Source organism: Pseudomonas boreofloridensis (assembly GCF_030580795.1).
In the GTDB taxonomy this organism is placed as follows: domain Bacteria; phylum Pseudomonadota; class Gammaproteobacteria; order Pseudomonadales; family Pseudomonadaceae; genus Aquipseudomonas; species Aquipseudomonas boreofloridensis.
Genome location: NZ_JAUQOQ010000003.1, coordinates 295,644 through 320,714, shown reverse-complemented (window position 1 = coordinate 320,714; position 25,071 = coordinate 295,644). Strand labels below are relative to the sequence as shown.

The 25,071-nt window shown below is 62.8% G+C and carries 20 protein-coding genes, 1 tRNA gene and 1 pseudogene; 7 read left to right on the top strand and 15 right to left on the bottom strand.

The genetic code is table 11. The annotated features are described in order from the left end of the window. Positions 1-594 precede the first annotated feature (594 nt). The 8 genes and pseudogenes from Q6A47_RS05670 to Q6A47_RS05635 form a co-directional block, all read right to left on the bottom strand. Positions 595-1,569, bottom strand: a pseudogene (locus Q6A47_RS05670) (tyrosine-type recombinase/integrase); the annotation flags it as partial. 478 nt (positions 1,570-2,047) lie between these two features. Beyond that, positions 2,048-2,123 (bottom strand) — tRNA-Thr (locus tag Q6A47_RS05665). Between the two features lie 97 nt (positions 2,124-2,220). Continuing rightward, positions 2,221-2,472: a hypothetical protein gene (locus Q6A47_RS05660; RefSeq protein ID WP_039582662.1), complete on the bottom strand. Its 252-nt coding sequence runs from the start codon at positions 2,470-2,472 to the stop codon at positions 2,221-2,223. Between the two features lie 416 nt (positions 2,473-2,888). Further along, positions 2,889-4,106, bottom strand: a complete 1,218-nt coding sequence (locus tag Q6A47_RS05655) for a methyltransferase (RefSeq protein WP_304483448.1) — start codon at positions 4,104-4,106, stop codon at positions 2,889-2,891. Between the two features lie 63 nt (positions 4,107-4,169). Further along, on the bottom strand, positions 4,170-4,859 hold the full coding sequence (locus Q6A47_RS05650) for an ABC transporter permease (protein WP_029612671.1): 690 nt from the start codon (positions 4,857-4,859) through the stop codon (positions 4,170-4,172). Continuing rightward, positions 4,856-5,551: an ABC transporter permease gene (locus tag Q6A47_RS05645; RefSeq protein ID WP_029612670.1), complete on the bottom strand. Its 696-nt coding sequence runs from the start codon at positions 5,549-5,551 to the stop codon at positions 4,856-4,858. The genes Q6A47_RS05650 and Q6A47_RS05645 overlap by 4 nt, the downstream gene beginning before the upstream one ends. A gap of 57 nt (positions 5,552-5,608) precedes the next feature. Then, positions 5,609-6,364, bottom strand: coding sequence for an ABC transporter substrate-binding protein (locus Q6A47_RS05640; protein ID WP_304483445.1), 756 nt, complete (start codon positions 6,362-6,364; stop codon positions 5,609-5,611). A gap of 11 nt (positions 6,365-6,375) precedes the next feature. Next, complete coding sequence (locus tag Q6A47_RS05635) at positions 6,376-7,149, bottom strand: ABC transporter ATP-binding protein (protein WP_039582666.1); 774 nt, start codon at positions 7,147-7,149, stop codon at positions 6,376-6,378. 616 nt (positions 7,150-7,765) lie between these two features. On the opposite strand from Q6A47_RS05635, the gene gabP reads away from it, so the two are divergent. Beyond that, positions 7,766-9,154 carry a GABA permease gene (gene gabP / locus Q6A47_RS05630; protein ID WP_029612667.1) on the top strand — a complete coding sequence of 463 codons (1,389 nt, stop codon included), beginning with the start codon at positions 7,766-7,768 and terminating at the stop codon, positions 9,152-9,154. 154 nt (positions 9,155-9,308) lie between these two features. After that, the gene (locus Q6A47_RS05625) at positions 9,309-9,443 is read left to right on the top strand and encodes a hypothetical protein (RefSeq protein ID WP_275898074.1); all 135 of its coding nucleotides are present in this window, start codon (positions 9,309-9,311) and stop codon (positions 9,441-9,443) included. Positions 9,444-9,503: 60 nt separating this feature from the next. Here Q6A47_RS05625 and trmL read toward each other — a convergent pair whose 3' ends face one another. Next, complete coding sequence (gene trmL, locus Q6A47_RS05620; RefSeq protein ID WP_039582668.1) at positions 9,504-9,959, bottom strand: tRNA (uridine(34)/cytosine(34)/5-carboxymethylaminomethyluridine(34)-2'-O)-methyltransferase TrmL; 456 nt, start codon at positions 9,957-9,959, stop codon at positions 9,504-9,506. On the opposite strand from trmL, the gene Q6A47_RS05615 reads away from it, so the two are divergent. Further along, on the top strand, positions 9,958-10,395 hold the full coding sequence (locus tag Q6A47_RS05615) for a hypothetical protein (protein WP_029612666.1): 438 nt from the start codon (positions 9,958-9,960) through the stop codon (positions 10,393-10,395). The genes trmL and Q6A47_RS05615 overlap by 2 nt on opposite strands. A 519-nt stretch (positions 10,396-10,914) precedes the next feature. Here Q6A47_RS05615 and ntrC read toward each other — a convergent pair. The 4 genes from ntrC to glnA all read right to left on the bottom strand — a co-directional run bounded on the left by ntrC (position 10,915) and on the right by glnA (position 15,784). Next, positions 10,915-12,351 carry a nitrogen regulation protein NR(I) gene (gene ntrC / locus Q6A47_RS05610; RefSeq protein ID WP_039582669.1) on the bottom strand — a complete coding sequence of 479 codons (1,437 nt, stop codon included), beginning with the start codon at positions 12,349-12,351 and terminating at the stop codon, positions 10,915-10,917. Then, positions 12,348-13,433, bottom strand: coding sequence for a nitrogen regulation protein NR(II) (gene glnL / locus Q6A47_RS05605; protein ID WP_039582670.1), 1,086 nt, complete (start codon positions 13,431-13,433; stop codon positions 12,348-12,350). The genes ntrC and glnL overlap by 4 nt, the downstream gene beginning before the upstream one ends. 251 nt (positions 13,434-13,684) lie before the next feature. Then, positions 13,685-14,227 (bottom strand): chorismate mutase, encoded by a 543-nt coding sequence (locus tag Q6A47_RS05600; RefSeq protein ID WP_304483440.1) that lies wholly within the window; start codon positions 14,225-14,227, stop codon positions 13,685-13,687. 150 nt (positions 14,228-14,377) lie between these two features. Further along, positions 14,378-15,784 (bottom strand): glutamate--ammonia ligase, encoded by a 1,407-nt coding sequence (gene glnA, locus Q6A47_RS05595; protein ID WP_039582672.1) that lies wholly within the window; start codon positions 15,782-15,784, stop codon positions 14,378-14,380. Between the two features lie 427 nt (positions 15,785-16,211). Here glnA and thiI point away from each other — a divergent pair, with 427 nt between their 5' ends. Continuing rightward, the gene (thiI, locus tag Q6A47_RS05590; protein WP_304483437.1) at positions 16,212-17,666 is read left to right on the top strand and encodes a tRNA uracil 4-sulfurtransferase ThiI; all 1,455 of its coding nucleotides are present in this window, start codon (positions 16,212-16,214) and stop codon (positions 17,664-17,666) included. 127 nt (positions 17,667-17,793) lie between these two features. Next, positions 17,794-19,614, top strand: coding sequence for a translational GTPase TypA (typA, locus tag Q6A47_RS05585; protein ID WP_029613514.1), 1,821 nt, complete (start codon positions 17,794-17,796; stop codon positions 19,612-19,614). A 96-nt stretch (positions 19,615-19,710) separates the two neighbouring features. Here typA and Q6A47_RS05580 read toward each other — a convergent pair whose 3' ends face one another. Next, positions 19,711-21,411 carry an acid phosphatase gene (locus tag Q6A47_RS05580; RefSeq protein ID WP_304483434.1) on the bottom strand — a complete coding sequence of 567 codons (1,701 nt, stop codon included), beginning with the start codon at positions 21,409-21,411 and terminating at the stop codon, positions 19,711-19,713. Between the two features lie 61 nt (positions 21,412-21,472). Here Q6A47_RS05580 and Q6A47_RS05575 point away from each other — a divergent pair, with 61 nt between their 5' ends. Then, positions 21,473-21,802 (top strand): hypothetical protein, encoded by a 330-nt coding sequence (locus Q6A47_RS05575; RefSeq protein ID WP_304483520.1) that lies wholly within the window; start codon positions 21,473-21,475, stop codon positions 21,800-21,802. A 103-nt stretch (positions 21,803-21,905) separates the two neighbouring features. Here Q6A47_RS05575 and Q6A47_RS05570 read toward each other — a convergent pair whose 3' ends face one another. Then, positions 21,906-22,304 carry a YkgJ family cysteine cluster protein gene (locus Q6A47_RS05570; protein ID WP_029614709.1) on the bottom strand — a complete coding sequence of 133 codons (399 nt, stop codon included), beginning with the start codon at positions 22,302-22,304 and terminating at the stop codon, positions 21,906-21,908. Positions 22,305-22,489: 185 nt separating this feature from the next. Between Q6A47_RS05570 and Q6A47_RS05565 the strand changes: the two genes are divergently transcribed. Further along, entirely contained in the window at positions 22,490-24,940 is a 2,451-nt protein-coding gene (locus tag Q6A47_RS05565) for a glycogen/starch/alpha-glucan phosphorylase (RefSeq protein WP_039582687.1), read from the top strand. Positions 24,941-25,071: the final 131 nt, after the last annotated feature.

Here is a 25,071-nt window from a genome sequence, read left to right as displayed (position 1 = left end):
TGCTGGTGACATCGGCGTTTGTCACGCCGATGTCACGAGGGGGAATGCCGCAAAGCCTTGTGCGATCAGGGCTGCAGCAGTGGTAGAAGTGCCCGTCTCTTTCCAGAAGAAAGAGACGGGCACAGGTTGGCGCAATATGCGGCCAAGCGGATAGGTTGCTGCAGGGCAGCGAGGTACGGTGCATCTGGCGCACGAGCGCTATATGTGTAAGAGCATCCATCACATGGGTAGTGACCGGGCGAGCTGCCGGATGCGAATCGCCCTTGGGGAGAACCACCGCGGGAGCGGCGTGACCTTTAAGGTTCGGGTCACCTGGGGTGCTGTCATCGACAGCGCTTGCAACTCCCGGTCTACGCCTGTGGACAATGTTCGTCAAGCAAAGCGATTTCAGGAATTTAGCACCTGTGGATAAAACTATCCCCCGGTGGACATCAGTGGTTTTCCACAGACGTACGCTGTGCCAGCAGTTTTTTCTTAGGTATGGTCCTTTCAAACGGGGCGGCTTTGCAGCCCCGTTTGAAAGGACCCGCGCGGAGGAGCTTCATGCGGTGCTGTGGGTAACTTCACTGCGAGTTGAGGTGGTGGTGCGGCGGGCTACTCGGTCCTTTTGGCACTGCGAAGCCGCGTGACGTTCTCGCCCGTCTGCTTGGCAAACTCATGCGGCGTCACATGGTCCTCGCGGTTCGCTTCCAGAAACCGGCTCCACCAAGTCATGATCATCCGGCGCTCTTCGAGGAACTCGGCCTTGTGGGTATAGGCGGCGCGCACGTTGTTGCGTTCCTTGTGACTCATCTGCCGCTCGATAGCCGTCTCCGACCACAGCCCGAACTCCACCACCGCCCTGCACGCCATGGCTCGCAGCCCGTGGCCGCAGATATCCACCTTGGTGTCGTAGCCCATCGTCCTGAGCGCGGCATTCACCGTGTTTTCGGACATCGGTTTCCACGGTTTGGCATCTTCAGGGAACACCAGCTCGAAATTGACGGTGATCGTGTGGTTCTGCTCACGCGAGGTCACTGTCTGCGGAGATTAAGGGTACAACGTGGATGTCCTCGGCCACCTTCATGTCCCCTGTGGAGAACGGAGAGCCGTCGAGCGCTGGGCGGCTGCCGGGGATCTCCCAGACGCCGCGCTTGAGGTGGAACTCGTTCCAACGGATGAAGCGCGGTTCGCTGGAGTGCACGAGTACGTACAGCATCACGATGAGGCACGTGAGCGGGTAGCCTCTGTAGTCCTCGGTGCATGCCAATTGCACTGGGAGTTGCGATAGGGGCGGTTCAAGATGTGGTGTCTTGATCAAGCCATCGAGGTGGTGAGCCGGGGGCGCTATGATCAGTCGCAGCCGTTTGGCTTCACGCGGGATGCTTTGCAGGTAGTTATAGATGTTGAGTGCAGTTTCTATGGTGCCGCGTTTCATCACGGTAGTCAGAAGCCGCATGAGGTGGCCGGTCTGGAGGATGTCTTGGCGTGGTCGGGCAGCTATTTGGGCGCCATGTTGGAATGCCAGTCGAGTGCAACACCTCTGAAGGGGTAGTCGTTAATCATGGCGTGGGTATTGGGCTCTGTGCGAAAAGTTTTGAGAGGTGAGGTTGCCGGGCGATGGTGGGCTCAGCGCTTGTTTGCCTGATATTCAATGGTGCCAAAGACGCCGTGGACTCAGGCTTTGCTGCCGCTTTGCGGCAGATCGCGGGGCAAGCCCGCTCCCACAGGGTTCTGTGCTGGCTTTTTGGAATTGGGTGGGGCAGTTGCCTTAACGGCGATGGATGGCCGTGCTTTTGGCATTGAACCGAGCGTGTTACTTGGGCTGGGAGAGGCTATTGCCGTCGAAGCGCGTCTACCCGCGCGTTCAGGGCTTGGCCATGCGGCAAGTGGTGTCTATCAGCGGGACTAGTGTGCGAGCTTCGGGCATACCTTTGGCATAGAACTAGACCGTTGCCAGCGCTGGCTGCCCTCCAAGCCCAACGGATCACCAAAACGAAAAAACCCGCCAAAAGGCGGGTTTTCCGTGTGTTCCAGAGATTTAAACAGCCTTCTCCGAAACCTTATATGGTGCCGGCACCAGGAATCGAACCCGGGACCTACTGATTACAAGTCAGTTGCTCTACCATCTGAGCTATACCGGCACAGGGGCGTCATTATAGCGATTGCCGGGCTGCTGTAAACCACTTCCTTGCAATTCGCTCGCAATCACCTAAGTCACCGCCGCGAAAGAAGAAAATCCTACCAGCCGCGATGGATGCTGGTGACGTTCGGCTCGGGTTCGGCTGGGTTGAAAAACAGCTTGTGATTGTCGCAGCCGCGCTTGCGGCACGGGGCGTCTGCTTGCAGGGGCAGGCCGCGGTCGCCGCCGAGCTGCATGGCAGGGGTTTCCCAGCCGAGGTTGGCGGTTTTCGGGGTGGAGGCGCTGTTGGGCGTGCAGCCGCCGAGGGCCAGGGCGAGGGCCAGGAAGGTGAGGGGTGTGGTCTGTTTCACGAGTCGAGATCCGTTCATCAAGCTATCCGGGTGGGCGGATGCGCAGGTGGGTGGGCGCGGGCGGGATTTTAACGGGTTGCGTGGGGCAGTGGGTAGGGTGAGGTGTGGTGGGTGTGATGGGGTTCTTGTTTGACTCGGGCGAGGGGCTGAGATGGCGGGGGCTGCCGTGCAGGTTTTTCGCGGCGTGTGGGGTGGTGTCGTGAGCGCTAGGCGCGGGGCTTATTCACAAGCGCGAAGCACAGCTTGGGGGAAAGGCAAGGATTTATGACAGTCCGTTGGTCTTTGCGCAAAGGCCTGTTTTTGCTGGTGTTAGATCAGCGATGTGGAATAAGCAAAGAGGCAAAACGTCGCGGGTTAGAGATGAACGGAGAGATTCATCAAAAGCTTGTTCACAGACTTATCCACAGGTTGCTCCGCTATTTTCGTTCGCCTAACAGGAGCAGATTGCGGGGCGTCAGGGGGTAGTCGCAGAAGATGCCGAGTCTGACGTCGTAGCCTTGTTCCTGCAGGAACAACGCGCGGTCGAGCACCAACCAGAGTTCCAGTGGGCGGCGGAACAGGTTGCGCAGCGCTTCGAGGTTGCGCACTTCGGCCAGGCGTTGCCAGCCTGCGGCTTGCAGGGCGGTCCAGTCGGGATTGCCGGTCAGCGGCACGTCGCGCAGGGCGGCGAGGTCGCGGCAGTAGGTTTCGAAGGATTTTTCCAGCCAGGCCGTGGGCAACGAGGGGGTTGGCAGGTAGTCGTCGGTCTGGCGTTGCTGACGCTGCAACAGGTCGAAGCCCAGGCGCCGGGCCATGGAGCGGTCGCGCTGGCGACGGGCGCGGGCGCCGGAGGTGACGGTTTCGCTCAGGGGCAGGCCGAGGTCGTCGAGGCCCAGGTGCAGCGGGGAGGCCTGGGCGGCGAGGGACAGCGGTTGATACTGCGGTGCCTGGATGCGGTTGTAGCAGCACGGGGCCACGGCGATCTGGCGGCAGCCTTGGGCGCTGGCCAGTTGCAGCAGGTGCACGTGCAGGTCGCCGCAGGCGTGCAGGGCCACGACGCTGCTGTCCGGGTGCAGATGGTCGGCGCTGCCGGGGGCCAGTACGTCTTGCTGCACATGCTGGGCCGCGAGTCGGTGGTGATCGCTGAGTGTCTGGCCCGCCGTCACCAGCGCTGGATCGTACTCCAGGCAGGTGAGGTGCTGGCCGGGTTGCAGCAGGCGTCGGCCCAGGTGGCCTTTGCCTGCGCACCAGTCGAGCCAGTGCTGGGCGGGCTGACCGAAGCTGAGGTGGCTGCCGAAGGCTTCGATCTGCTGCCACTTGCGGCCGGGCACGTGGACGTCCAGGCGGTGGCCGGGCGCGTGCAGCTCGCTGCGCGGCAGCTCGCCGAGGGCGGACAACTGCACGGCCTCGTGGGCCAGTTGCGGGAAGGGCGCTGGGGCGGGCAGTCGTTCGGGGTGCTGCTGCGCGGCTTCGGCGTCATCCAGGGTGCGGGTGCGCAGCCACTGGGCCAGCTCGGGGTGCTGGGATTCCCATGGCAAGTGCAGGGCGGTGAACGGGCGGGGTTTCCAGAGGTGTTCGTGCTGGCGCAGGAACAGGTCCAGGGCCTGGAAGCGCGTGCTCAGTTGTTCGGGGCGCAGGAAGGTGGGCTGGGGCATGACGCGGCGTCGGTGAGGGAAGGGCGCGGGTGGATCGCCGGGGCGACTCACCCGCGAAGGGGGTCAGCGCCCTTGGCAGGCATCGACGCGCAGCCAGCGCTCCAGCAGCTTGAAGCCTTGCACCAGCACGAACGAGATCAGCAGGTAGAACACCCCGGCGGCGAAGAAGATCTCCACCGGCAGGTAGGTGCGGGCGATGATCGTGCGGGCCATGCCGGTCAGTTCCAGCAGGGTCACGGTGCTGGCCAGGGCGCTGGCCTTGAGCATCAGGATCACTTCGTTGCTGTAGGCCGGCAGGCCGATGCGGGCGGCGCGCGGCAGCATGATGTAGACCAGCGCCTTGCCGCGTGACATGCCCAGCGCCCGAGCGGCTTCGATTTCGCCTTTCGGGATGGCCTGCAAGGCGCCGCGCAGGATCTCGGCGATGTAGGCGGCGGTGTGCAGGGTCATGGTCAGCACCGTGCACCAGAACGGATCGCGCAGGTACGGCCACAGCGAACTGCTGCGCACCACGTCGAACTGCGCCAGGCCGTAGTACACCAGGAACAGTTGCACCAGCAGCGGCGTGCCACGGAAGAAGAAGATGTAGCCGTAGGGCAGGGCGCGCACGTACCAATGGCGCGAGGTGCGGGCGATGCCCAACGGGATGGCCAGGATCAGCCCGGCGATGACGGCGATGGCCAGCAGTTCGAGGGTGAGCGTGGCGCCCTGGGCCAGGCGCGGCAGCCACTTGATGATCACTTCCCAGTTCATTGCGCAGCCCTCGCGAAGCCGCGAGCGGCGCGTTGTTCAAGGAAATGCATGCCGATCATGGCGACGATGGTCAGGCACAGGTAGATGCACGCGGCCACGGCGTAGAAGGTGAACGGCTCCTTGGTCACGGTCACGCCGATCTGCGCGTGACGCATGATTTCTTCCAGGCCGATCACCGACACCAGCGCGGTGTCCTTCATCAGGATCATGAACAGGTTGCCCAGCCCCGGCAGGGCCACGCGCCACATCTGCGGCAGGATGATGCGCGACAGGATGCGGCCTTTGGACAGTCCCAGCGCCAGGCCCGCTTCGCGATGGCCTTTGGGAATCGCCAGGATGGCGCCGCGGAACACTTCCGTGGCATAGGCGCCGAAGCACAGCCCCAGGGCGATCACCCCGGCGGCGAAGGCGCTGAGTTCCAGGCCCGGCATGTTCAGGGCCTCGCCGAGACTGTTCATCAGCCCGACGGTGCCGAAATAGATCAACAGGACCCACAGCAGTTCAGGCACGCCGCGAACCAGGGTCGAGTAGGTGCCGCCCAGCCACTGCAAGGGCTTGAACGGGGAGGTCTTGGCCAAGGCGCCGAGCAGGCCGAGGATCAGCCCCAGCAGCAGGGCACAGAGCGCCAGTTTTACGGTCATCAGGGTGCCGGCCATCATGGCCGGACCGAATCCGTGCAGATCGATATTCATGGGCAGGGTGCATTCAAGGGACGGGCACCGCGCAAAGGCGGTGCCGGTCGGGGTGAATCATTCGATGCTGAACGGGAAGTACTTTTCGTTGATCTTCTTGTACGTGCCGTCGGCCTTGATTTCGGCCAGGGCCTTGTTCAGCTCGTCGCGCAGTTTGGTATCGCCCTTGCGCACGGCGATGCCGATCTTGTCGCTGTCGACCACCGGCTCGCCCTTGAACTCGTAGTTCTGGCCTTCCGGGCTTTTCAGCCAGTCGTACTGCACGTACTTGTCGGCGAGGATGGCGTCGACACGGCCCGAGGTCAGGTCGAGGTAGGCGTTTTCCTGGGTGTCGTACAGCTTGATGGTGATGTCGCTGCCGTAGGTGTCTTCCAGCCAGGTGCCCGCCAGAGTGGCGCGCTGGGTGCCGATGATCTTGCCCTTGAGCGAGTCTTTGTCGGTCTTGAAGTCGACATTCTTCGGCGCGATGAACTGCAGCTTGTTGGAGTAGTACGGGTTGGTGAAGTCCACCGCCTGCTTGCGCTCGTCGGTGATCGACAGCGACGACACCAGGAAGTCGAACTTCTTGGCGTTCAGGGCGGGGATGATGCCGTCCCAGTCGGAGGTGACGACCGAGCATTCGACCTTCATCTTGGCGCACAGGGCGTCGCCGATGTCCTTGTCGAAGCCGACCACATTGCCGCTGGCATCCTTATTGTTGAACGGCGGGTAGGCCGCTTCGATACCCATGCGCAGTTTTTCCGCAGCCAGGGCGTTGGCCGACATCACCAGCGTGGCGGTCGCGGCCAGGAGAAATTTCTTGTAGGTCTGCATGTGTTGCTCCGTTAGCGGTGGCTGGACATGAATTGCTTGCAACGCGCCGAGGTCGGGTTCTCGAAGACCTGCTGCGGCGATCCCTGCTCTTCCACCAGGCCCTGGTGCAGAAACACCACTTCGCTGGACACCTGGCGGGCAAAGTTCATCTCGTGCGTTACCAGCAGCATGGTACGGCCTTCTTCGGCCAGTGCGCGGATAACGTTAAGCACTTCCTGGACCATTTCCGGATCGAGCGCCGAGGTGGGCTCATCGAACAGGATGACCTTCGGCTGCATGGCCAGGGTACGGGCGATGGCGGCGCGCTGCTGCTGACCACCGGACAGCTGCGCCGGGTAGCTGTGGCGCTTGTCGAAGATGCCGACTTTCTCCAGCAGCGCCTCGGCGGCCTGCACGGCTTCGGCCTTGCTCTGGCCGAGCACGCGGCGTGGCGCCTCGATGATGTTGTCGAGGATCGACATGTGCGGCCACAGGTTGAAATTCTGGAAGACGAAGCCGATTTCGCTACGCAGGCGGTTGATCTGCCGGTTGTCGGCGGCGATCAGCTCACCGGTTTTATCGGCCTTGAGCTTGAGCGCTTCGCCGGCCACCAGGATTTCGCCCTGGTGCGGGTTCTCCAGCAGGTTGATGCAGCGCAGCAGGGTGGACTTGCCGGAGCCGGACGATCCGAGGATCGAGATCACGTCACCATCGCGCGCGGTCAGCGAAATGCCCTTGAGAATTTCCTGGTCGCCGTAGCGTTTGTGCAGGTTGCGGATTTCCAGCGCGGGCGTGGCCTGGGCCATGTGCGGTCCTCATGTGATCGGGTGCGTTCCCAGCTGTTGGCGGCCTTCCTGGCGTGCGCAACGCTAGCATAGCGGGTCGGGGCGGCCAACCGGGACGCAGGGGACTCGGGTCGCTGGCGGGACAGTTTGTCGCATCGCTGCAGTGCAACGTCGCGCGGATGTCCGCAACGCGTTGCGCTCGGCGCCGGAGCCTTGATGAAAAAAGGCGCGATGGTGCCAGTTTTGGTTTGGCGAGGAAAGGCTTTTTGCTTCGCGGGTGGATGGCAGGCTCTTGAGTAAGCTTCCTAGCACGGAGTTGGGTTGCGCCTGAGGGTTGCACCTAGGATGCGTCTTTTTGGTGCGGCGGTGTTACTAAGGACTACCTTTGGTGCGTTTGTAAGTGAGTATTTCAGTAATGCACACTGCGCGGACAGCTTCGACGACCCTTCGGTCATTGCTTGGCCGAAGGGCGGCAAAGCCACGTCAATCGCGGTAGCGCGAAGATTCATGTGCATGACCTGCACCGCTGGCGCAGTTATTGCCAGCAGCAAGACGCCGATTGCCAAGCCGTCTAAATCAACCCTTGGCGCGCTTCGTTCCAGTAATCGGGTGGTCCACTCCTTACAAAGGTAGTTTTATGAGCGGTAAGCACAATTCCAATGACCTCGCTCAGGGGCTCAAACAACGGCATGTCACCATGCTCTCCATTGCCGGCGTGATCGGCGCCGGCCTGTTCGTCGGCTCCGGCCACGCCATCGCCGCTGCCGGCCCTGCCGTACTGCTGGCCTATGCCGCAGCGGGCACCTTGGTGGTGCTGGTGATGCGCATGCTCGGCGAGATGGCGGTCGCGTCGCCCGACACAGGTTCCTTCTCCACCTACGCCGACCGCGCCATCGGGCGCTGGGCCGGGTTCACCATCGGCTGGCTGTACTGGTGGTTCTGGGTGCTGGTGATTCCGCTGGAAGCCAACGCCGCTGCGGCGATCCTGCATGCCTGGTTCCCGGCCGTCGATCTGTGGGCCTTCTCGTTGATCATCACCCTGGCGCTCACCGTCACCAACTTGTTCAGCGTGAAAAACTACGGCGAGTTCGAGTTCTGGTTCGCCCTGCTCAAGGTGCTGGCCATCATCGCCTTCATCGTGGTCGGCTGCGCGGCCATGTTCGGCCTGGTGCCGGGCAGTCAGGTCAGTGGTGTCAGCCACCTGTTCGACACCCAGGGCTTCATGCCTAACGGCCTGGGTGCGGTGCTGGCGGCCATGTTGACCACGATGTTCTCGTTCATGGGCACCGAAATCGTCACCATCGCTGCCGCCGAATCCAAGGATCCGGGCAAGCAGATCAGCCGCGCCACCAACTCGGTGATCTGGCGGATCTGCCTGTTCTACCTGGTGTCGATCTTCCTGGTGGTGGCCATGGTGCCGTGGAACGATCCGGCCCTGGCCGAGAAGGGCTCCTACCAGACCGTGCTGAGCTTGATCGGCGTGCCCAACGCCAAGCTGATCGTCGACATCGTCGTGCTGATCGCGGTCACCAGTTGCTTGAACTCGGCGCTGTACACCTCTTCGCGCATGCTGTTCTCGCTGAGCAAGCGTGGCGACGCCCCTGCCGTCGCCCAGCGCACCACCCGCGCGGGCACCCCGCACTGGGCCGTGCTGCTGTCCACCGCAGCTGCCTTCCTGTGCGTGTTTGCCAACTTCCTCGCACCGGCCGAGGTGTTCGAGTTCCTGCTGGCCAGCTCTGGCGCCATCGCCCTGCTGGTGTACCTGGTGATCGCCGTGTCGCAGTTGCGCATGCGTGCCCAGCGTGAGGCGCGGGGCGAGAAAATCTCGTTCAAGATGTGGCTGTTCCCGGGGCTGACCTGGGCCACCATCGCTTTCATCGTCGCCGTATTGGGCGTGATGGCTCTGCGCGAAGACCACCGCATCGAGATCATCGCCACGGCGCTGTTGAGCATCGCCGTGGTGATCACCGGGCTGCTGGTGCATCGCAAGCGCGGCGTCGCCGGACGGGCCGTGCTGGATAACTGAGTCGGCATCTGCATCGAAAAGGCCGCATCCTCTGAAGGATGCGGCCTTTTGCGTTTATCGGACCAGTGGTCGAATCGGCCCGGTAAAAAAATGAATCCCCGGTTTGTCCCCTCAGTCAAGAATTATGTACGCAGTAATCTGACGAGGTAACAGCATGACTATCGAAGCAGAAACACTTGCCGAACTGACCCAGGCGCTCAAGCGACGCGGCCTGAAACGCCTGGTCGATATCGCCTTCACCCGCGCGCCGTACCGCTGCAACCACCGCTGGATCTGCATCGTCGAGTAACGCTTCTCTTTGCCGGCAGCAGGGATTCGCTCTGCCGCCGGCCACCCTTCCTACGCCGATTCAGGCGAATCCTTGCTGGCGCCACGCCTCATACACCGTCACCGCCACCGTGTTGGACAGGTTAAGGCTGCGGCACCCCGGACGCATGGGCAAGCGCAGGCGTTGTTCGGCGGGCAGGCTGTCGAGCACTTCAGCGGGCAGCCCACGACTCTCCGGGCCGAACAAAAACGCATCGCCGGGTTGATAGGCTACTTCATGGAACGGCTGCGAGCCCTTGGTGGTGAAGGCGAACAGGCGCGGCTGGCCGAGGCTTTCCAGGCACTGGGCCAGGCTGTCGTGGCGCTTGAGCGTGGCATACTCGTGGTAATCCAGCCCGGCCCGGCGCAGGCGCTTGTCGTCCAGCTCGAAACCGATCGGCTCGATCAGGTGCAGGTCGCAGCCGCTGTTGGCGCACAGGCGGATGATATTGCCGGTATTCGGCGGAATTTCAGGTTGAAAGAGGATGACGTGGAACATGCACGGCCCCAGGCAGGAAGATGACGCGCATTCTACCCTCGAACCGGACCCGCGTTCGAAGGCATGGCCGCGGGTGTTGATGTCGATGGCCATCGTCGGGGTGATGGTCGGTTTGATGATCGGTCGGCTGACGGCGCCCGAGCCGCGTGTGCTGGAACAGGTGCAGGTCATGGATGAAGGCCTGGACCTGTTGTTCAACGCCTCGCCCAAGCTGCATGGCGAGAACGTCAATGGCACCGTGGCGCTGGTGTTCCAGGCCGAGGGCAAACCGCAGCGTGGCCAGTTGACCCTGCAAGGAAGGCCGGTGGGCTGGCGTTTGCAGCGTAGCGATGAGGGACTGGTGCTGAGCCTGGTGGCCGCGCGTCCCCTGCGCGGCACCTGGAGCGCTGCAGAGGACGCGGGGCGTTGGCGGGTGCAGGTCAGGCTGCACGAATAAAAGAGGGGAGTCTCGGCCTGCCTGTACCGAGGTCCCCGAAGCGGGCGGTGTTGCGAATAAAAGAGGGAGTCTCGGCCTGCCTGTACCAAGGTCCCCAAAACGGGCGGTGTTGCGAGTAAAGAGGGGGATGTCCCGACCTGCCTGTACCGGGGTCCCCGAAACTGTCGTTATCAGTGTTATTGCAGGTGTCGTGCCAGTTTTTAAAAGCCTTTAAATTCAATGGCTTGACTGTTTTATTCGGTGAGGTGCTCCCTATCCTGTGCCTTGCGCAGGTGCAGCGGGCACTGCATCGGTGCAAGTCCCGGCAGACATGAAAAGGGCCGCTTCGCGGCCCATCGCGGCACAAGGCCGCTCCCACAAAATCCGTGCAAACCCTGAAATAGGGGGTGTACGGACCCTGTAGGAGCGGCCTTGTGTCGCGATGGGCTGCGCAGCAGCCCCTATATGCCAGCCAAACAGATCTCAAGTGAACCGCAGCACGCCATGAGCGGCCCCGGTCATGACAGCGACCGCTGACTATCAGTGTTCCTCGCCGTCGTCCTCATCGCTGCCATCGACCTTCATCCCCAGCTCCTTGATCTTGCGAGTCAAGGTGTTGCGGCCCCAGCCCAGCAGCACCGCCGCATCACGCCGACGCCCGGCCGTGTGCTTGAGGGCGGTCTCGATCATGATCCGCTCGAAGCTCGGCACGGCGCTGTCGAGCAGGTTCGACTGGCCGCGGGCCAGGGCCTGGTCGGCCCACTGGCGCAGTGCCTGCTCCCAGTTGGTGATCGGTGCCGCGTCGTGGGGCAGGTTGAGCAGTTCTGGCGGCAGGTCGCTGATCAGCACTTCGCGGCTCGAGGCCATCACCGTGATCCAGCGGCAGGTGTTTTCCATCTGACGCACGTTGCCCGGCCACGGCAGGTTGCGCATGAACTCTTCGGTTTCCGGCTTGAGCAGTTTCGGTTCGACTGCCAGCTCTCGTGCCGCTCGCCCCAGGAAGTGACGGGCCAGCGCGGGAATGTCCTCGCGGCGGTCGGCCAGGCGCGGGATATGGATGCGGATCACGTTCAGGCGGTGGAACAAGTCTTCGCGGAACTTGCCGGCCTGCACCAGCGATTCCAGGTTCTGGTGGGTCGCGGCGATGATGCGCACGTCCACCTTGACCGGTAGGTGTCCACCGACCCGGTAGAACTCGCCGTCGGCCAGCACCCGCAGCAGGCGCGTCTGGGTGTCGGCGGGCATGTCGCCGATTTCGTCGAGGAACAGCGTGCCGCCATCGGCTTGCTCGAAGCGGCCGCGTCGCAAGTTGGCCGCGCCGGTGAAGGCGCCTTTTTCGTGGCCGAACAGCTCCGACTCCATCAAGTCCTTGGGAATCGCCGCCATGTTCAGGGCGATGAACGGCGCGGCGGCGCGCGGGCTGTGGCGGTGCAGGGCGTGGGCGACCAGCTCCTTGCCAGTACCGGACTCGCCGTTGATCAGCACGGTGATGTTGGAGTGGCTCAGGCGACCGATGGCGCGGAACACCTCCTGCATCGCCGGCGCCTCGCCGATGATCTCCGGAGTGCGCGCCAGGGTCGGTGGGGCTTGTAGCGCCTGCTGCTCCTGGGCGTGCTGGTTGGCGCGCTTGACCAGCGCCACGGCCTCATCGACATCGAATGGCTTGGGCAGGTACTCGAAGGCGCCGCCCTGGTACGACGCCACCGCGCTGTCCAGGTCGGAATGGGCGGTCATGATGATCACCGGCAGGCGCGGGTGCGCTTCGCGGATCTGCGCCAGCAGGTCCAGGCCGCTGGTGCCGGGCATGCGGATGTCGGAGATGATCACGTCCGGCTGCTGGCGGGCCAGGCGTCCCATGACCCCGTCGGCGCTGTCGAAGCTCTGGGTGGTCATGCCTTCCTGCTGCAGGGCCTTTTCCAGGACCCAGCGGATGGAACGATCATCGTCGACGATCCACACGGTTTCACTACGGCTCATGGGGCTGTGGCTCCTTGTTCCAGGGGCAGGAAAATCGAAAAGGTGGTGTGGCCAGGGTGGCTTTCGCACTCGATCAGCCCCTGATGCTGACTGATGATGTTCTGGGTGATGGCCAGGCCCAGCCCGGTGCCGTCCGGGCGTCCGCTGACCATCGGATAAAAGAGGGTGTCCTGCAGTTGCGCGGGGATGCCGGGGCCGTTGTCGGTGATTTCGATCCGCGCCACCAGGCGGTGGCGCACGTGGCCGATGGTGAACTGGCGCACGGCGCGGCTGCGCAGGGTGATGCGGCCCAGGCGCAATTCGTTCTGGCCGTTGATCGCCTGCATGGCGTTGCGCACGATGTTGAGCACGGCCTGGATCATCTGCTCACGGTCGATCAGCACGTCCGGCAGGCTTGGGTCGTAGTCGCGCACCAGGGTGATGCTGCCTTGGGCTTCGGCGTCCACCAGGCTGCACACTCGCTCCAGCACTTCGTGCACGTTGGTCATCGCCAACGACGGTAGTTTGTTCGAGCCCAGCATGCGGTCGACCAGGTTGCGCAGGCGGTCGGCCTCTTCGATGATCACGTTGGTGTAGTCGCGCAGACCGTCCTCGGGCAGTTCGCGGGCCAGCAGTTGTGCTGCGCCGCGAATCCCGCCCAAGGGGTTCTTGATTTCGTGGGCCAGGCCACGCACCAGCATCTTGGTGGTTTCCTGCTTGCTCAGTTGCGCCTCTTCCTTGGTGATGCGCAGCAGCCGATCACGCGGGTGCACTTCGAGCAGCAGCAGGGTGTTGCCCTGATGCAGGATGGGCGTGACAGCGTAGTCCACGGTGATGCTCTGGCCGGTCAGGGAGGTCAACTGGGCTTCGCGCTTGGTGAACGGATGCGCCTGCTCCACGGCCTGGCGCAGGGAGTGCAGCGCTTCGGTCGATTCGGTGAACAGTTCGCTGATGAACTGGCCGTGGCTGCGCTGACCGCTGACCGCCAGCAGCATCTCGGCGGCCGGGTTCATGTACTCCAGGCGCAATTCGCTGTTGAGCAGCAGGGTCGCGGTGGTCAGGTTGTCCAGGAGCAATCGGTGCTGTGCATCGCTGATGGTCATGGTGCGTTGTCGACCTCTATTGGCGCTGTTCCGGCCCGCATGCCTCAAGAAGCAGACGAGTCAGCCGCTGGTTGCCCTGGAAAATGCAAGAAACAAACCAAGGCTCCGAAAAGAAGCGGAATTGGCCGATGAAGCGCAGGTTGTGCGCAAAATCGGCTCAATAATTCACGCTTTATCGATTCAACTGACCTGATTTGGGCTGCACCGCAGGGCGTTCAGCTATTTGTTGCACCAATATAGAGCATTGCTCGTCAGCCGCGTGGGCAGAGGCTTGCGGTGGCGCGGATCAGCATGAGGCGGCGAGTGGCATCGCTGGAGCGCAGGCCGATGGCCTTGGCCAGTGCGTGCTCGCAGTGCGCGGGCCGGTGGCGGTCGAAACGCGCCAGGCGATCAAGCATCTGCGCCTGCAACAGGTCCAGTTGTGGGCGAATCTCGCGGGTGAGGTCCAGGCGTGGAATGTCTGGCGCGGCTTCCACCAGGCTCCACTGGCTGAGCAGATGGTACTGGCGCAGCTTGTTGGCCTCGATCTGATCGCTGAAGGACAGGGTCGCGCGTTGCGGGCTGACCTTATGGCTCGATGCGGCCTTGCGCACTCTTTCCAGCACCTGCTGCTCGCGAGCACTGTCCTGCACCGGCTGGCCGCTGTCCCACTTGTGCAGGGCTACGGCGTCGGCGATGGCCAGACGTTGTTCGATGCTGTCGAGCAGGGCCTCGAAGGTGGGGTCGGGATCCGGGGCTTTCAGGCAGCCGGTGAGGGCGAGGATGCACAACAGGCAGAGCGGGGTGAGGCGCATGGCGATCTCCTTGAAATGGGAGACCTGAGTGTGGCCAATGCCCTTTTGTGTACCAGTAGGACGCGTCCGAACCGCGTGACCGTAAAAATACAAACGGCTTCCCGAGGGAAGCCGTTTGGGTTGATCGCTACGGCGCAAGCGCCGCAGTCATCAGACGCTGTAGTACAGGTCGTATTCCAGCGGGTGAACGAAGGTGCGCACCTTGATCTCTTCTTCGGACTTCAGCTCGATGTAGGCATCGATGAAGTCGTCGGAGAACACGCCGCCTTTGGTCAGGAAGGCACGGCCCTTGTCCAGCTCTTCCAGGGCTTCTTTCAAGCTACCGCAGACCTGCGGGATTTCCTTGGCCTCTTCAGGCGGCAGGTCGTACAGGTTCTTGTCGGCGGCATCGCCTGGGTGGATCTTGTTCTGGATACCGTCCAGGCCGGCCATCAGCAGGGCGGCGAAGCACAGGTACGGGTTGGCGGCCGGGTCCGGGAAGCGCGCTTCGATGCGGCGAGCTTTCGGGCTGGACACGTAAGGAATACGGATCGAGGCTGAACGGTTGCGGGCCGAGTAGGCCAGCATGACCGGCGCTTCGAAGCCAGGCACCAGACGCTTGTAGGAGTTGGTGGCCGGGTTGGTGAAGCCGTTCAGGGCCTTACCGTGCTTGATGATGCCGCCGATGAAGTACAGGGCGGTGTCGGACAGGCCGGCATAGCCTTCGCCGGAGAAGGTGTTCTTGCCGTCTTTGGAGATCGACATGTGCACGTGCATGCCCGAGCCGTTGTCGCCGTACAGAGGCTTGGGCATGAAGGTGGCGGTCTTGCCGTAGGCATCGGCCACGTTGTGCACGCAGTACTTCAGGGTCTGAACTTCGTCAGCCTTGGTGACCAGGGTGTTGAACTTCACGCCGATTTCGTTCTGACCGGCGGTGGCCACTTCGTGGTGGTGCACTTCGACGACCAGGCCCATTTCTTCCATGGCGTTGCACATGGCGGTACGGATTTCGTGGTCGTGGTCGCACGGCGGAACCGGGAAGTAGCCGCCTTTGACGGCCGGGCGGTGGCCCTTGTTGCCGCCTTCGACGTCCTGGTCGGTCATCCAGGAGCCTTGCTCGGAGTAGATCTTGAACATCGAGCCGGAGATGTCCGACTTGAACTTGACCTGGTCGAAGATGAAGAACTCAGGCTCAGGGCCGACGAATACGGTGTCACCGATACCGGTGGACTTCAGGAACTCTTCGGCGCGCTTGGCGATGGCGCGTGGGTCGCGGTCGTAGCCTTGCATGGTGGAAGGTTCGATGACGTCGCAGACCAGGATCAGGGTCGGCTCTTCGGTGAACGGGTCCAGCACGGCGGACGAATCGTCCGGCAGCAGGATCATGTCGGAGGCTTCGATGCCTTTCCAGCCTTCGATGGAGGAGCCGTCGAACATCTTGCCGGCTTCGAAGAACTCATCATCCAGCGCATCGCGAGCCGGCATGGTGACGTGGTGCTGTTTGCCTTTGGTGTCCGTGAAACGCAGATCAATCCACTTGACGTCATGATCTTTGATGAGTTGAACCGACTTCGACATGTTGTCCTCCGGATGGTCTAGAGCGCGGTAGGCCGCTGCCCTGGAAAAAGGGTGTCGCCGGGCGCGGATAGTCGGCCAAGCTTACCTGCATCACAAGGGAGCAAATTGCATGCCAGTGCCCGAAAATGGCTAGGGCGGGATAAAAGGCGGCGTCCATAGGCATCTAAGGGCACCTTGCAACGGCGATGCGCACCTAAAAAAGGCGTCATTCGCTGGCAATGCACTGATATGGTGCGGAGGTGGGGCAGGCGTGCTTTGTTTGGGGGCTGCGGCGATTCATCAGCCATCAGGCCGCTAAAAGCACTGTCAGACCGCCACGCGGCACCTATCTGTAAACCTCTGATCAAAAGTTGCTCAAATCTCTACCTGTTTCCGCTATAATTCGCGCCCCTCATTTTCGGCAGGCTCCGCGCGCGCTGTTAACCCAATGAAACTTATCGTCAAAGTCTTCCCAGAGATCACCATCAAGAGCCGGCCGGTGCGCAAGCGCTTCATCCGCCAGCTCGGCAAGAACATCCGCAACGTGCTCAAGGATCTGGATCCGGAGCTCGTGGTCAACGGTGTCTGGGACAATCTCGAAGTGGTCACCCGCCTCGAGGACGAGAAGATTCAGCGCGAGATGATCGAGCGCCTGACCTGCACCCCGGGGATCACCCACTTCCTGCAAGTGCAGGAGTATCCGCTGGGCGACTTCGACGACATCGTCGAAAAATGCAGGCAGCACTACGGTCATCTGCTGGCCGGCAAACGCTTCTCCGTGCGCTGCAAGCGCGGGGGTCACCACGATTTCACCTCGATGGACGTCGACCGCTACGTCGGTAGCCAGTTGCGCCAGCAGTGCGGCGCGGCCGGTATCGACCTCAAGCGTCCGGAAGTGGTGGTGCGCCTGGAGATCCGCGACCAGCGCCTGTTCGTCATCCACAGTCAGCACGACGGTATCGGCGGCTACCCGCTGGGCGCGCTGGAGCAGACGCTGGTGCTGATGTCCGGTGGCTTCGACTCCACCGTGGCGGCCTACCAGATGATGCGCCGCGGCCTGATGACCCATTTCTGCTTCTTCAACCTCGGCGGTCGCGCCCACGAGCTGGGGGTGATGGAAGTCGCTCACTTCCTGTGGAAGAAGTACGGCAGCAGCCAGCGCGTGCTGTTCATCAGCGTGCCGTTCGAAGAAGTGGTCGGCGAGATCCTCGGCAAGGTCGACAACAGCTACATGGGCGTCACTCTCAAGCGCATGATGCTGCGCGCCGCTGCGCGCATGGCCGAGCGTTTGCAGATCGATGCCCTGGTCACCGGCGAGGCGATTTCCCAGGTGTCGAGCCAGACCCTGCCGAACCTGGCGATCATCGATTCGGCCACCGACAAGCTGGTGCTGCGCCCGCTGTTGGCCAGCCACAAGCAGGACATCATCGACACCGCCTACCAGATCGGCACCGCCGATTTCGCCAAGCACATGCCCGAGTACTGCGGCGTGATTTCGGTGAACCCGACCACCCATGCCAAGCGTCACCGCCTGGAGCACGAAGAGAAGCAGTTCGAGATGGCCGTGCTCGAACGCGCCATCGAGCGCGCCCGGTTCATCTCCATCGACCATGTGATCGACGAGCTGGGCAAGGACATCGAGGTCGAGGAAGTGGCGCAGGCGATGCCTGGCCAGATCGTCGTCGATATCCGCCACCCCGATGCCCAGGAAGACGAGCCGCTGGTGCTCGACGGCATCGAGGTACAGGTCATGCCGTTCTATGCCATCAACAGCAAGTTCAAGCACCTGGACGACACGCGCCAGTACTTGCTGTATTGCGACAAGGGTGTGATGAGCCGTTTGCACGCACACCATCTGCTCAGTGAGGGACATGCCAATGTGCGTGTTTATCGTCCGGCATAAGACGCCAGGGCTGTATGGCGGCAGCATCCGCCATCGCCCTCCCGACCCACGGGCCCGCTGAGTCTGCTTTCGTACATATTCGCCGCCTACACTGGCGGCCACCGAATCCTCTGCACGAGATACAGTTGTGATCGAAAATCTGCGTAACATCGCCATCATCGCCCACGTTGACCATGGTAAAACCACCCTGGTCGACAAACTCCTGCGCCAGTCCGGCACCCTGGAACGTAACGAGCTCAACGACGAGCGCGTCATGGACTCCAACGACCAGGAAAAAGAGCGCGGCATCACCATTCTGGCGAAGAATACCGCCATCAACTGGAATGGCTACCACATCAACATCGTCGACACTCCCGGCCACGCCGACTTCGGTGGCGAGGTCGAGCGTGTGATGTCGATGGTCGACTCGGTACTGCTGCTGGTCGACGCCCAGGACGGCCCGATGCCGCAAACCCGCTTCGTGACCAAGAAGGCCTTCGAAGCCGGTCTGAAGCCGATCGTCGTGATCAACAAGGTCGACCGTCCGGGCGCGCGTCCTGACTGGGTCCTGGACCAGATCTTCGACCTGTTCGACAACCTCGGCGCCACCGACGACCAACTGGACTTCCAAGTGGTCTACGCCTCGGCCCTGAACGGCATCGCCGGCCTGGACCACACCGCCATGGCCGAAGACATGACCCCGCTCTACCAGTCGATCGTCGACAACGTACCTGCGCCTTCGGTCGACCGTGACGGTCCGTTCCAGATGCAAATCTCGGCACTGGACTACAACAGCTTCCTCGGCGTCATCGGCGTTGGCCGTATCGCCCGTGGTCGCGTCAAGCCGAACACCCCGGTGGTCGCCATCGACACCGACGGCAAGAAGCGCAACGGCCGTATCCTCAAGCTGATGGGTCACCACGGTCTGCACCGTGTGGACGTCGAAGAAGCCCAGGCCGGCGACATCGTCTGCATCAGCGGTTTCGACGAGCTGTTCATCTCCGACACCCTGTGCGACCCGACTGCCGTGGAAGCGATGAAGCCGCTGACCGTCGACGAGCCCACCGTTTCGATGACCTTCCAGGTCAACGACTCGCCGTTCTGCGGCAAGGAAGGCAAGTTCGTCACCAGCCGTAACATCAAGGACCGTCTGGACAAGGAGCTGCTGTACAACGTAGCCCTGCGCGTTCAAGAGACCGACTCCCCGGACAAGTTCAAGGTCTCCGGCCGTGGCGAACTGCACCTGTCGGTACTGATCGAAACCATGCGCCGTGAAGGCTTCGAGATGGCCGTAGGCCGTCCTGAAGTGATCATCCGCGAAGTGGACGGCGTCAAGCAGGAACCGTTCGAGAACGTCACCATCGACATCCCTGAAGAATCCCAGGGCAAGGTGATGGAAGAGATGGGCCTGCGTAAGGGCGACCTGACCAACATGGTGCCGGATGGCAAAGGCCGTGTGCGTCTGGAGTACAACATTCCAGCCCGTGGTCTGATCGGTTTCCGTAACCAGTTCCTGACCCTGACCAACGGCGCAGGCATCCTGACCTCGATCTTCGACCGCTACGACACCATGAAGTCGGGCCAGATGTCCGGTCGTCTGAACGGCGTCCTGGTGTCGGTCGAAACCGGCAAGGCTCTGACCTACTCGCTGGAAACCCTGCAGGCGCGCGGCAAGCTGTTCGTCGAGCACGGTCAGGAGATCTACAACGGTCAGATCATCGGTCTGAACAGCCGTGACAACGACCTGGGCGTGAACCCGACCAAGGGCAAGAAGCTGGACAACATGCGTGCTTCGGGCAAAGACGAAGTCATCGCCCTGGTTCCGCCGGTTCGCCACACCCTCGAGCAGGCCCTGGAATTCATCCAGGACGACGAGCTGTGCGAAGTGACGCCCAAGTCGATCCGTCTGCGCAAGAAGATCCTGGACGAAGGCGAGCGTACCCGCGCTGCCAAGAAAGCCAAGAACTGAGTGAGCGCTGGCTGAATGAAAACGCCCCCGGTCGAAAGGCCGGGGGCGTTTTTTTTGCGGCAAGCGGCAAGTGTGCGGTGGGCTCACTTGGGTGAGCTAGGCGCCGAACTGCAAGGCGTTGGTCAGATCGCCCATGGGCTGCTGGCCGCGAGCGATCATCGCCTCGTCGCGGTGCTTGAGACCTTCCAGGGTTTCCAGTTTGAACACCCGCGTGATGAAGCGCAGGATCGAGCCAGTGTCGTACACGGTGTGGTCGACCGTGCCTTTACGGGCGAAGGGCGAGACCACCAGCGCGGGAATCCGTGAGCCAGGGCCCCATCTGTCGCCTGCCGGCGGGGCGACGTGGTCCCACCAGCCGCCGTTTTCATCGACGGTGACGATCACCACCATGTCGTTCCATTGCGGGCTTTCTCGCAGCACCTTCAACACGCGGTTGATATGCCGGTCGCCGGACGCGACATCGGCATAGCCGGCGTGCATGTTGAGATTGCCTTGGGGCTTGTAGAAGGTCACCGCAGGCAGCGTTCCGGCTTGCGCGTCACGTAGAAACAGATTGGTGGCCGGCGTGTCGCCCAGCCCTGCGTCGCGCAGTCTTCGCGTGCGCTCGGCGGGATTGTCCGGTCCCTGCTGCTGGAAGTAATTGAACGGCTGGTGATGGAACTGGAAGTTGGGGATCTTCGGAATGCCGCCCGAATCCTTGAATTGCTCCAGGGTGGCTTGCCAGGCGCCCGCGTACCACGCCCAGTCCACGTTCTTTTTGGACAGCTTGTCGCCAATGTGTTCGTGCGTCTGCGCGACCATGACATTGGGCAATCCGGATTTGGAGTAGTCCGGGCGTTCTGGATCGCGTATCCATGTGGGCCAGTAGGGCGGCGCCAGGGTGTTCACGCCGTAGCCATCGGGTGTCAGGGCGCTGGGGCCAAACTGTGGAGGGCCGTCCATGGCGCTGGCAGGCGAGGTGGGAAGCGGCTTGAGGCGCGGGTCGGTCGGGTCGTCGGACTGCAGCGTGGCGATCTGCGACTTGGCGACCGAGTTCAGCGCATCTGGGTAGTAGGGCGGTCTGGCTGCCACCAGGTAGTGGTGATTGAGGAACGAGCCGCCGAAAGCACCCTGGAAGAAGTTGTCACAGAGCACGAACTCCTTGGCGACATCCCATAAGCGCAACTCGTAGCGCGACTGCGCATAGTGGCCCATCACCAGCCCGCCCGAATCGCCCCAGGCGACGAACCCGTCGTTCTTGCCCCCGTTTATCTGCATCTGGTTCTGGTAGAACACATGCCACAAGTCGCGGGTCACGAGACTGAACGGCAAGTCTTCGCCCTGTGGACCTTTCAGCGCGAAAGGTGCGTTGGGCACGTTGTCCTGAAACGCCTGCCCGGTGGGGTAAGTCACGCCATCCACGGTCTGAGGCCCGACGTGCAGCACCCCTCCCCAGGGTGCAGGCAGCGACGGTAACGCGCTGCCATCTCGGTCGAGCTGGCGATAATCGGCTGGCGCCAGCGACGACAGCGGCTTCTGCAATCCGGGGAAGTCCGCGAACAGGTTGTTGAAGCTGCGGTTCTCGGCATAGATCACCACGACGGTCTTGACCTGCCGTTGCAGCGCCTCGTCCAGTTCCTCCGCGCCCAGCGGCGGGCGGCTGGGCGGCGTGCGTGGCTTCTCGGTGTCCTCGCAAGCGCCCAGGGTCAGGCCGACCCCCAGCAGTGCGGCGCCGCCGATGAAGCGTCTACGGTTGGGGTCTTGAGGCGAAGGGCTTGGTGTCACGCCATCGCGTTTGTCTTTGGGGGTGTCTGTCATGCTGGTGGTTACCTGAGGTCTGCACGTGTCCACGATCTACTGGGCAGAGTAGCGAGCGCAGATGACTGAAAAAAAACACGGGTCACTGCACGCCAGTGACCCGCTCGCGATCAGTTCTTGCGCACGATCCGCCCGGCGCTGTGCGTGGCACATGCGCGTCTGCTGCCGCATCGATTTTGACCAGCTCGCGCAGTTCCAGGTGTACCGTAGCGAACAGCCCTGTATCCCAGCCAAAGGCAGCGATAGCGGCTATGTCTCGGTGACCTTGGAGCCGCGACAAATGACAACGCGCTTCCAGGTGATTTCAGAGCGCCGCGATCCCGCAGCGACGATCTCCACGTTGAGGCGCTTCGTCGTCGAAGACGGCCGCGCAGGCGCCCAGCCCGGCTGAGGCGAAGCCCATTACGCCCTCAAAGCTCTTGCTCTTGCTCTTGCTCTTGCTCTTGCTCTTGCTCTTGCTCTTTCTTGCCGCTTGCCGCTTGCCGCTTGCCGCTTCAAACTTTCTTCGGCTTGTAGGCGCAATACCCCGGCCGTGGTCCGACCTTGGGATGATTGCGGCAGGTGTCCGGGCGCTTGTCATAAATGGTGCACAGCCGGCTCTTGCGGTCCAGATAGAGGCAGTCGTCGTTGCTCATGCGGGTCAGGGTAAAGATCCCCGACTTCTGATTGAAACGCTCGATGATGCCGTCTTTCTGCAGGCGCTTGGCGACGTTCTTCGGCGGCTCGTCCTTTTCGAATTCGTCCACCACGCCGATGCGGATCAAGTCCTTGATCTTCACTTCCACCGGCAGCGTGCAGCAGGTCGAGTGGCAGCCCCCGCACATGTGGCTGGCGTAGCGTTGCCAGGTTTCCAGGCGGTCGACTTCGGCGGCGGCAATCAGGGTCGGTTTCATCGTTTTCGGGCGGATCTGGGGCTGAGGGCGCGCGATCATACCGGAGTTGTACAAATTATGTACAACCTTTTGCCGGATACCCCGGCTAGGCATGAAAACTGCGAACCGTCATGTCAACGCCCTGTCGAAGGGTCTAGTCTCATCACTCTCCCTTGCGTATTCGTCAACTTGCCCGAGGATGCCCGATGTCTCAGGAACCCAAAGCGCGTGACGCCGAGGTGGCTGCTTTTCGCACCGCTGTACTGGACAAACTGACCTACGCGGTCGGCAAGGATCCGGAACACGCCTTCGACCACGACTGGTTCGAAGCCATCGCCCTGGCCGCACGTGATCACATGGTCGATCACTGGATGGATCACACGCGCCAGGCTTACCGGCGCAGTCAGAAGCGGGTCTATTACCTCTCCCTGGAATTTCTCATCGGTCGCTTGCTGTACGACAGCCTGAGCAACCTGGGCTATCTGGAGATCGCTCGCGAAGCCCTGGAAGGCCTGGACGTGGACCTGGAGCGCATCCGTCTGCTGGAGCCCGACGCGGCGCTGGGCAACGGTGGCCTGGGGCGGCTGGCCGCCTGCTTCATGGAGAGCATGTCGACCCTCGGCATCGCTGCCCATGGCTATGGCATCCGCTACGAGCACGGGTTGTTCCGCCAGGCCATCGTCGATGGCTGGCAGCAGGAGCAGACCGAGAACTGGCTGGATTTCGGCAACCCCTGGGAGTTCGAGCGCGCCGAGGTGATCTACCCGATCAGTTTCGGCGGCAGCGTCGAGACCCTGCATGACGCCCACGGCGTGGCGCGTCAGGTGTGGACGCCGGGCGAGACCGTGCGCGCGGTGGCCTACGACACGCCGGTGGTGGGCTGGCGCGGCTCCAGCGTCAACACCCTGCGCCTGTGGCGTGCGCGGGCGCTGGAAGAGCTGCACCTGGAGCGCTTCAACGCCGGCGACCACCTGGGCGCGGTGGCCGAGGTGGCCCGCGCCGAGAGCATCTCGCGGGTGCTGTACCCGGCCGACAGCACCGAAGCGGGGCAGGAACTGCGCTTGCGCCAGGAGTACTTCTTCGTCTCCGCCTCGCTGCAGGACCTGCTGCGCCGTCACCTGAACATGCACCAGAACCTGCTCAACCTGCCGGATGCGGCCGCGATCCAGCTCAACGACACGCACCCCTCGATCGCCGTGGCCGAGCTGATGCGCCTGCTGGTGGACCAGCACGAGATCCCGTGGGACACCGCCTGGGAGCTGACCGTCGGCACCTTGGCCTACACCAACCACACGCTGCTGCCCGAGGCGCTGGAGACCTGGCCGGTGGCGCTGATGGAGCGCATGCTGCCGCGGCACATGCAGATCATCTACCTGATCAACGCGTACCACATCGATGCGCTGCGCGCCAAAGGGCAGCATGACTTCGACGTGCTGCGCGCGGTGTCGCTGATCGAGGAAGACAACGGCCGGCGCGTGCGCATGGGCAACCTGGCGTTCCTCGGTTCGCATAGCGTCAACGGGGTGTCGGCGCTGCACAGCCAATTGATGAAGAGCACGGTGTTCGCCGAACTGCACAAGCTCTACCCGCAGCGCATCAACAACAAGACCAATGGCATCACCTTCCGCCGCTGGCTGTACCAGGCCAACCCGCCGCTCACGGCCATGCTGGTCGAGGCGCTGGGCGCCGGGCTGCTGGACGACCCGCAAGGCGGGCTCAAGGCGCTGGAGCCGTTCGCCGAAAAGAACACCTTCCGTAAACAGTTCGCGGCCCAGCGCCTGCACAGCAAGCGCGCCCTGGCCAGCATCATCCAGGACCGGGTCGGCGTCACGGTCAATCCCGAGGCGCTGTTCGATGTGCAGGTCAAGCGCATCCACGAGTACAAGCGCCAGTTGCTCAACCTGCTGCACACCGTGGCGCTGTACCAGGCCATGCGCAACGATCCCGGCACCCAGTGGGCGCCGCGGGTGAAGATCTTCGCCGGCAAGGCGGCGGCCAGTTATCACCAGGCCAAGCTGATCATCAAGCTGACCAACGACATCGCCCGGGTGGTCAATAACGACCCGACCGTGCGCGGCCTGCTCAAGGTGGTGTTCCTGCCCAACTACAACGTCAGCCTGGCCGAGAGCATCATTCCGGCGGCGGACCTCTCCGAGCAGATCTCCACGGCCGGCTACGAGGCGTCCGGCACCAGCAACATGAAGTTCGCCCTCAATGGCGCGCTGACCATCGGCACGCTCGATGGCGCCAACGTCGAGATGTGCGAGCAGTTGGGCGCGCAGAACATGTTCATCTTCGGCCTGACCGCGCAGCAGGTGGAAGCGCGCAAGCGCGCCGGCGACTTCGGCGCCACGGCGGCGATCGACGCCTCCGGGCGCCTGGGCGACGTGTTGCAGGCCATTCGCAGCGGGGTGTTCTCGCCGGACGATCCGGGGCGCTACGCCGGGCTGATCGACGGTCTGATCGCCTACGACCGCTTCCTGGTTTGCGCCGACTTCGACGCCTACTGGGATGCCCAGCGGCGTGTCGAGGAGCTGTGGCACGCGCCGCAGGACTGGTGGCGCATGGCGGTGCTCAACACCGCGCGGATGGGCTGGTTCTCCTCGGACCGCACCATTCGCGAGTACGCGACCGATATCTGGAAGGCCTTGGATTGAGCTCAGGCCGCGCCGGTGAACCTGCATCTGTCGGCCAGCAGGATCACCGGCGCGGCTGAACTCCCGACCTTATTCGTCGTCTCACTGCCCAGCCCCACCTCGACGCTCGCTAGGGCGCAGCTCTCCCTGTA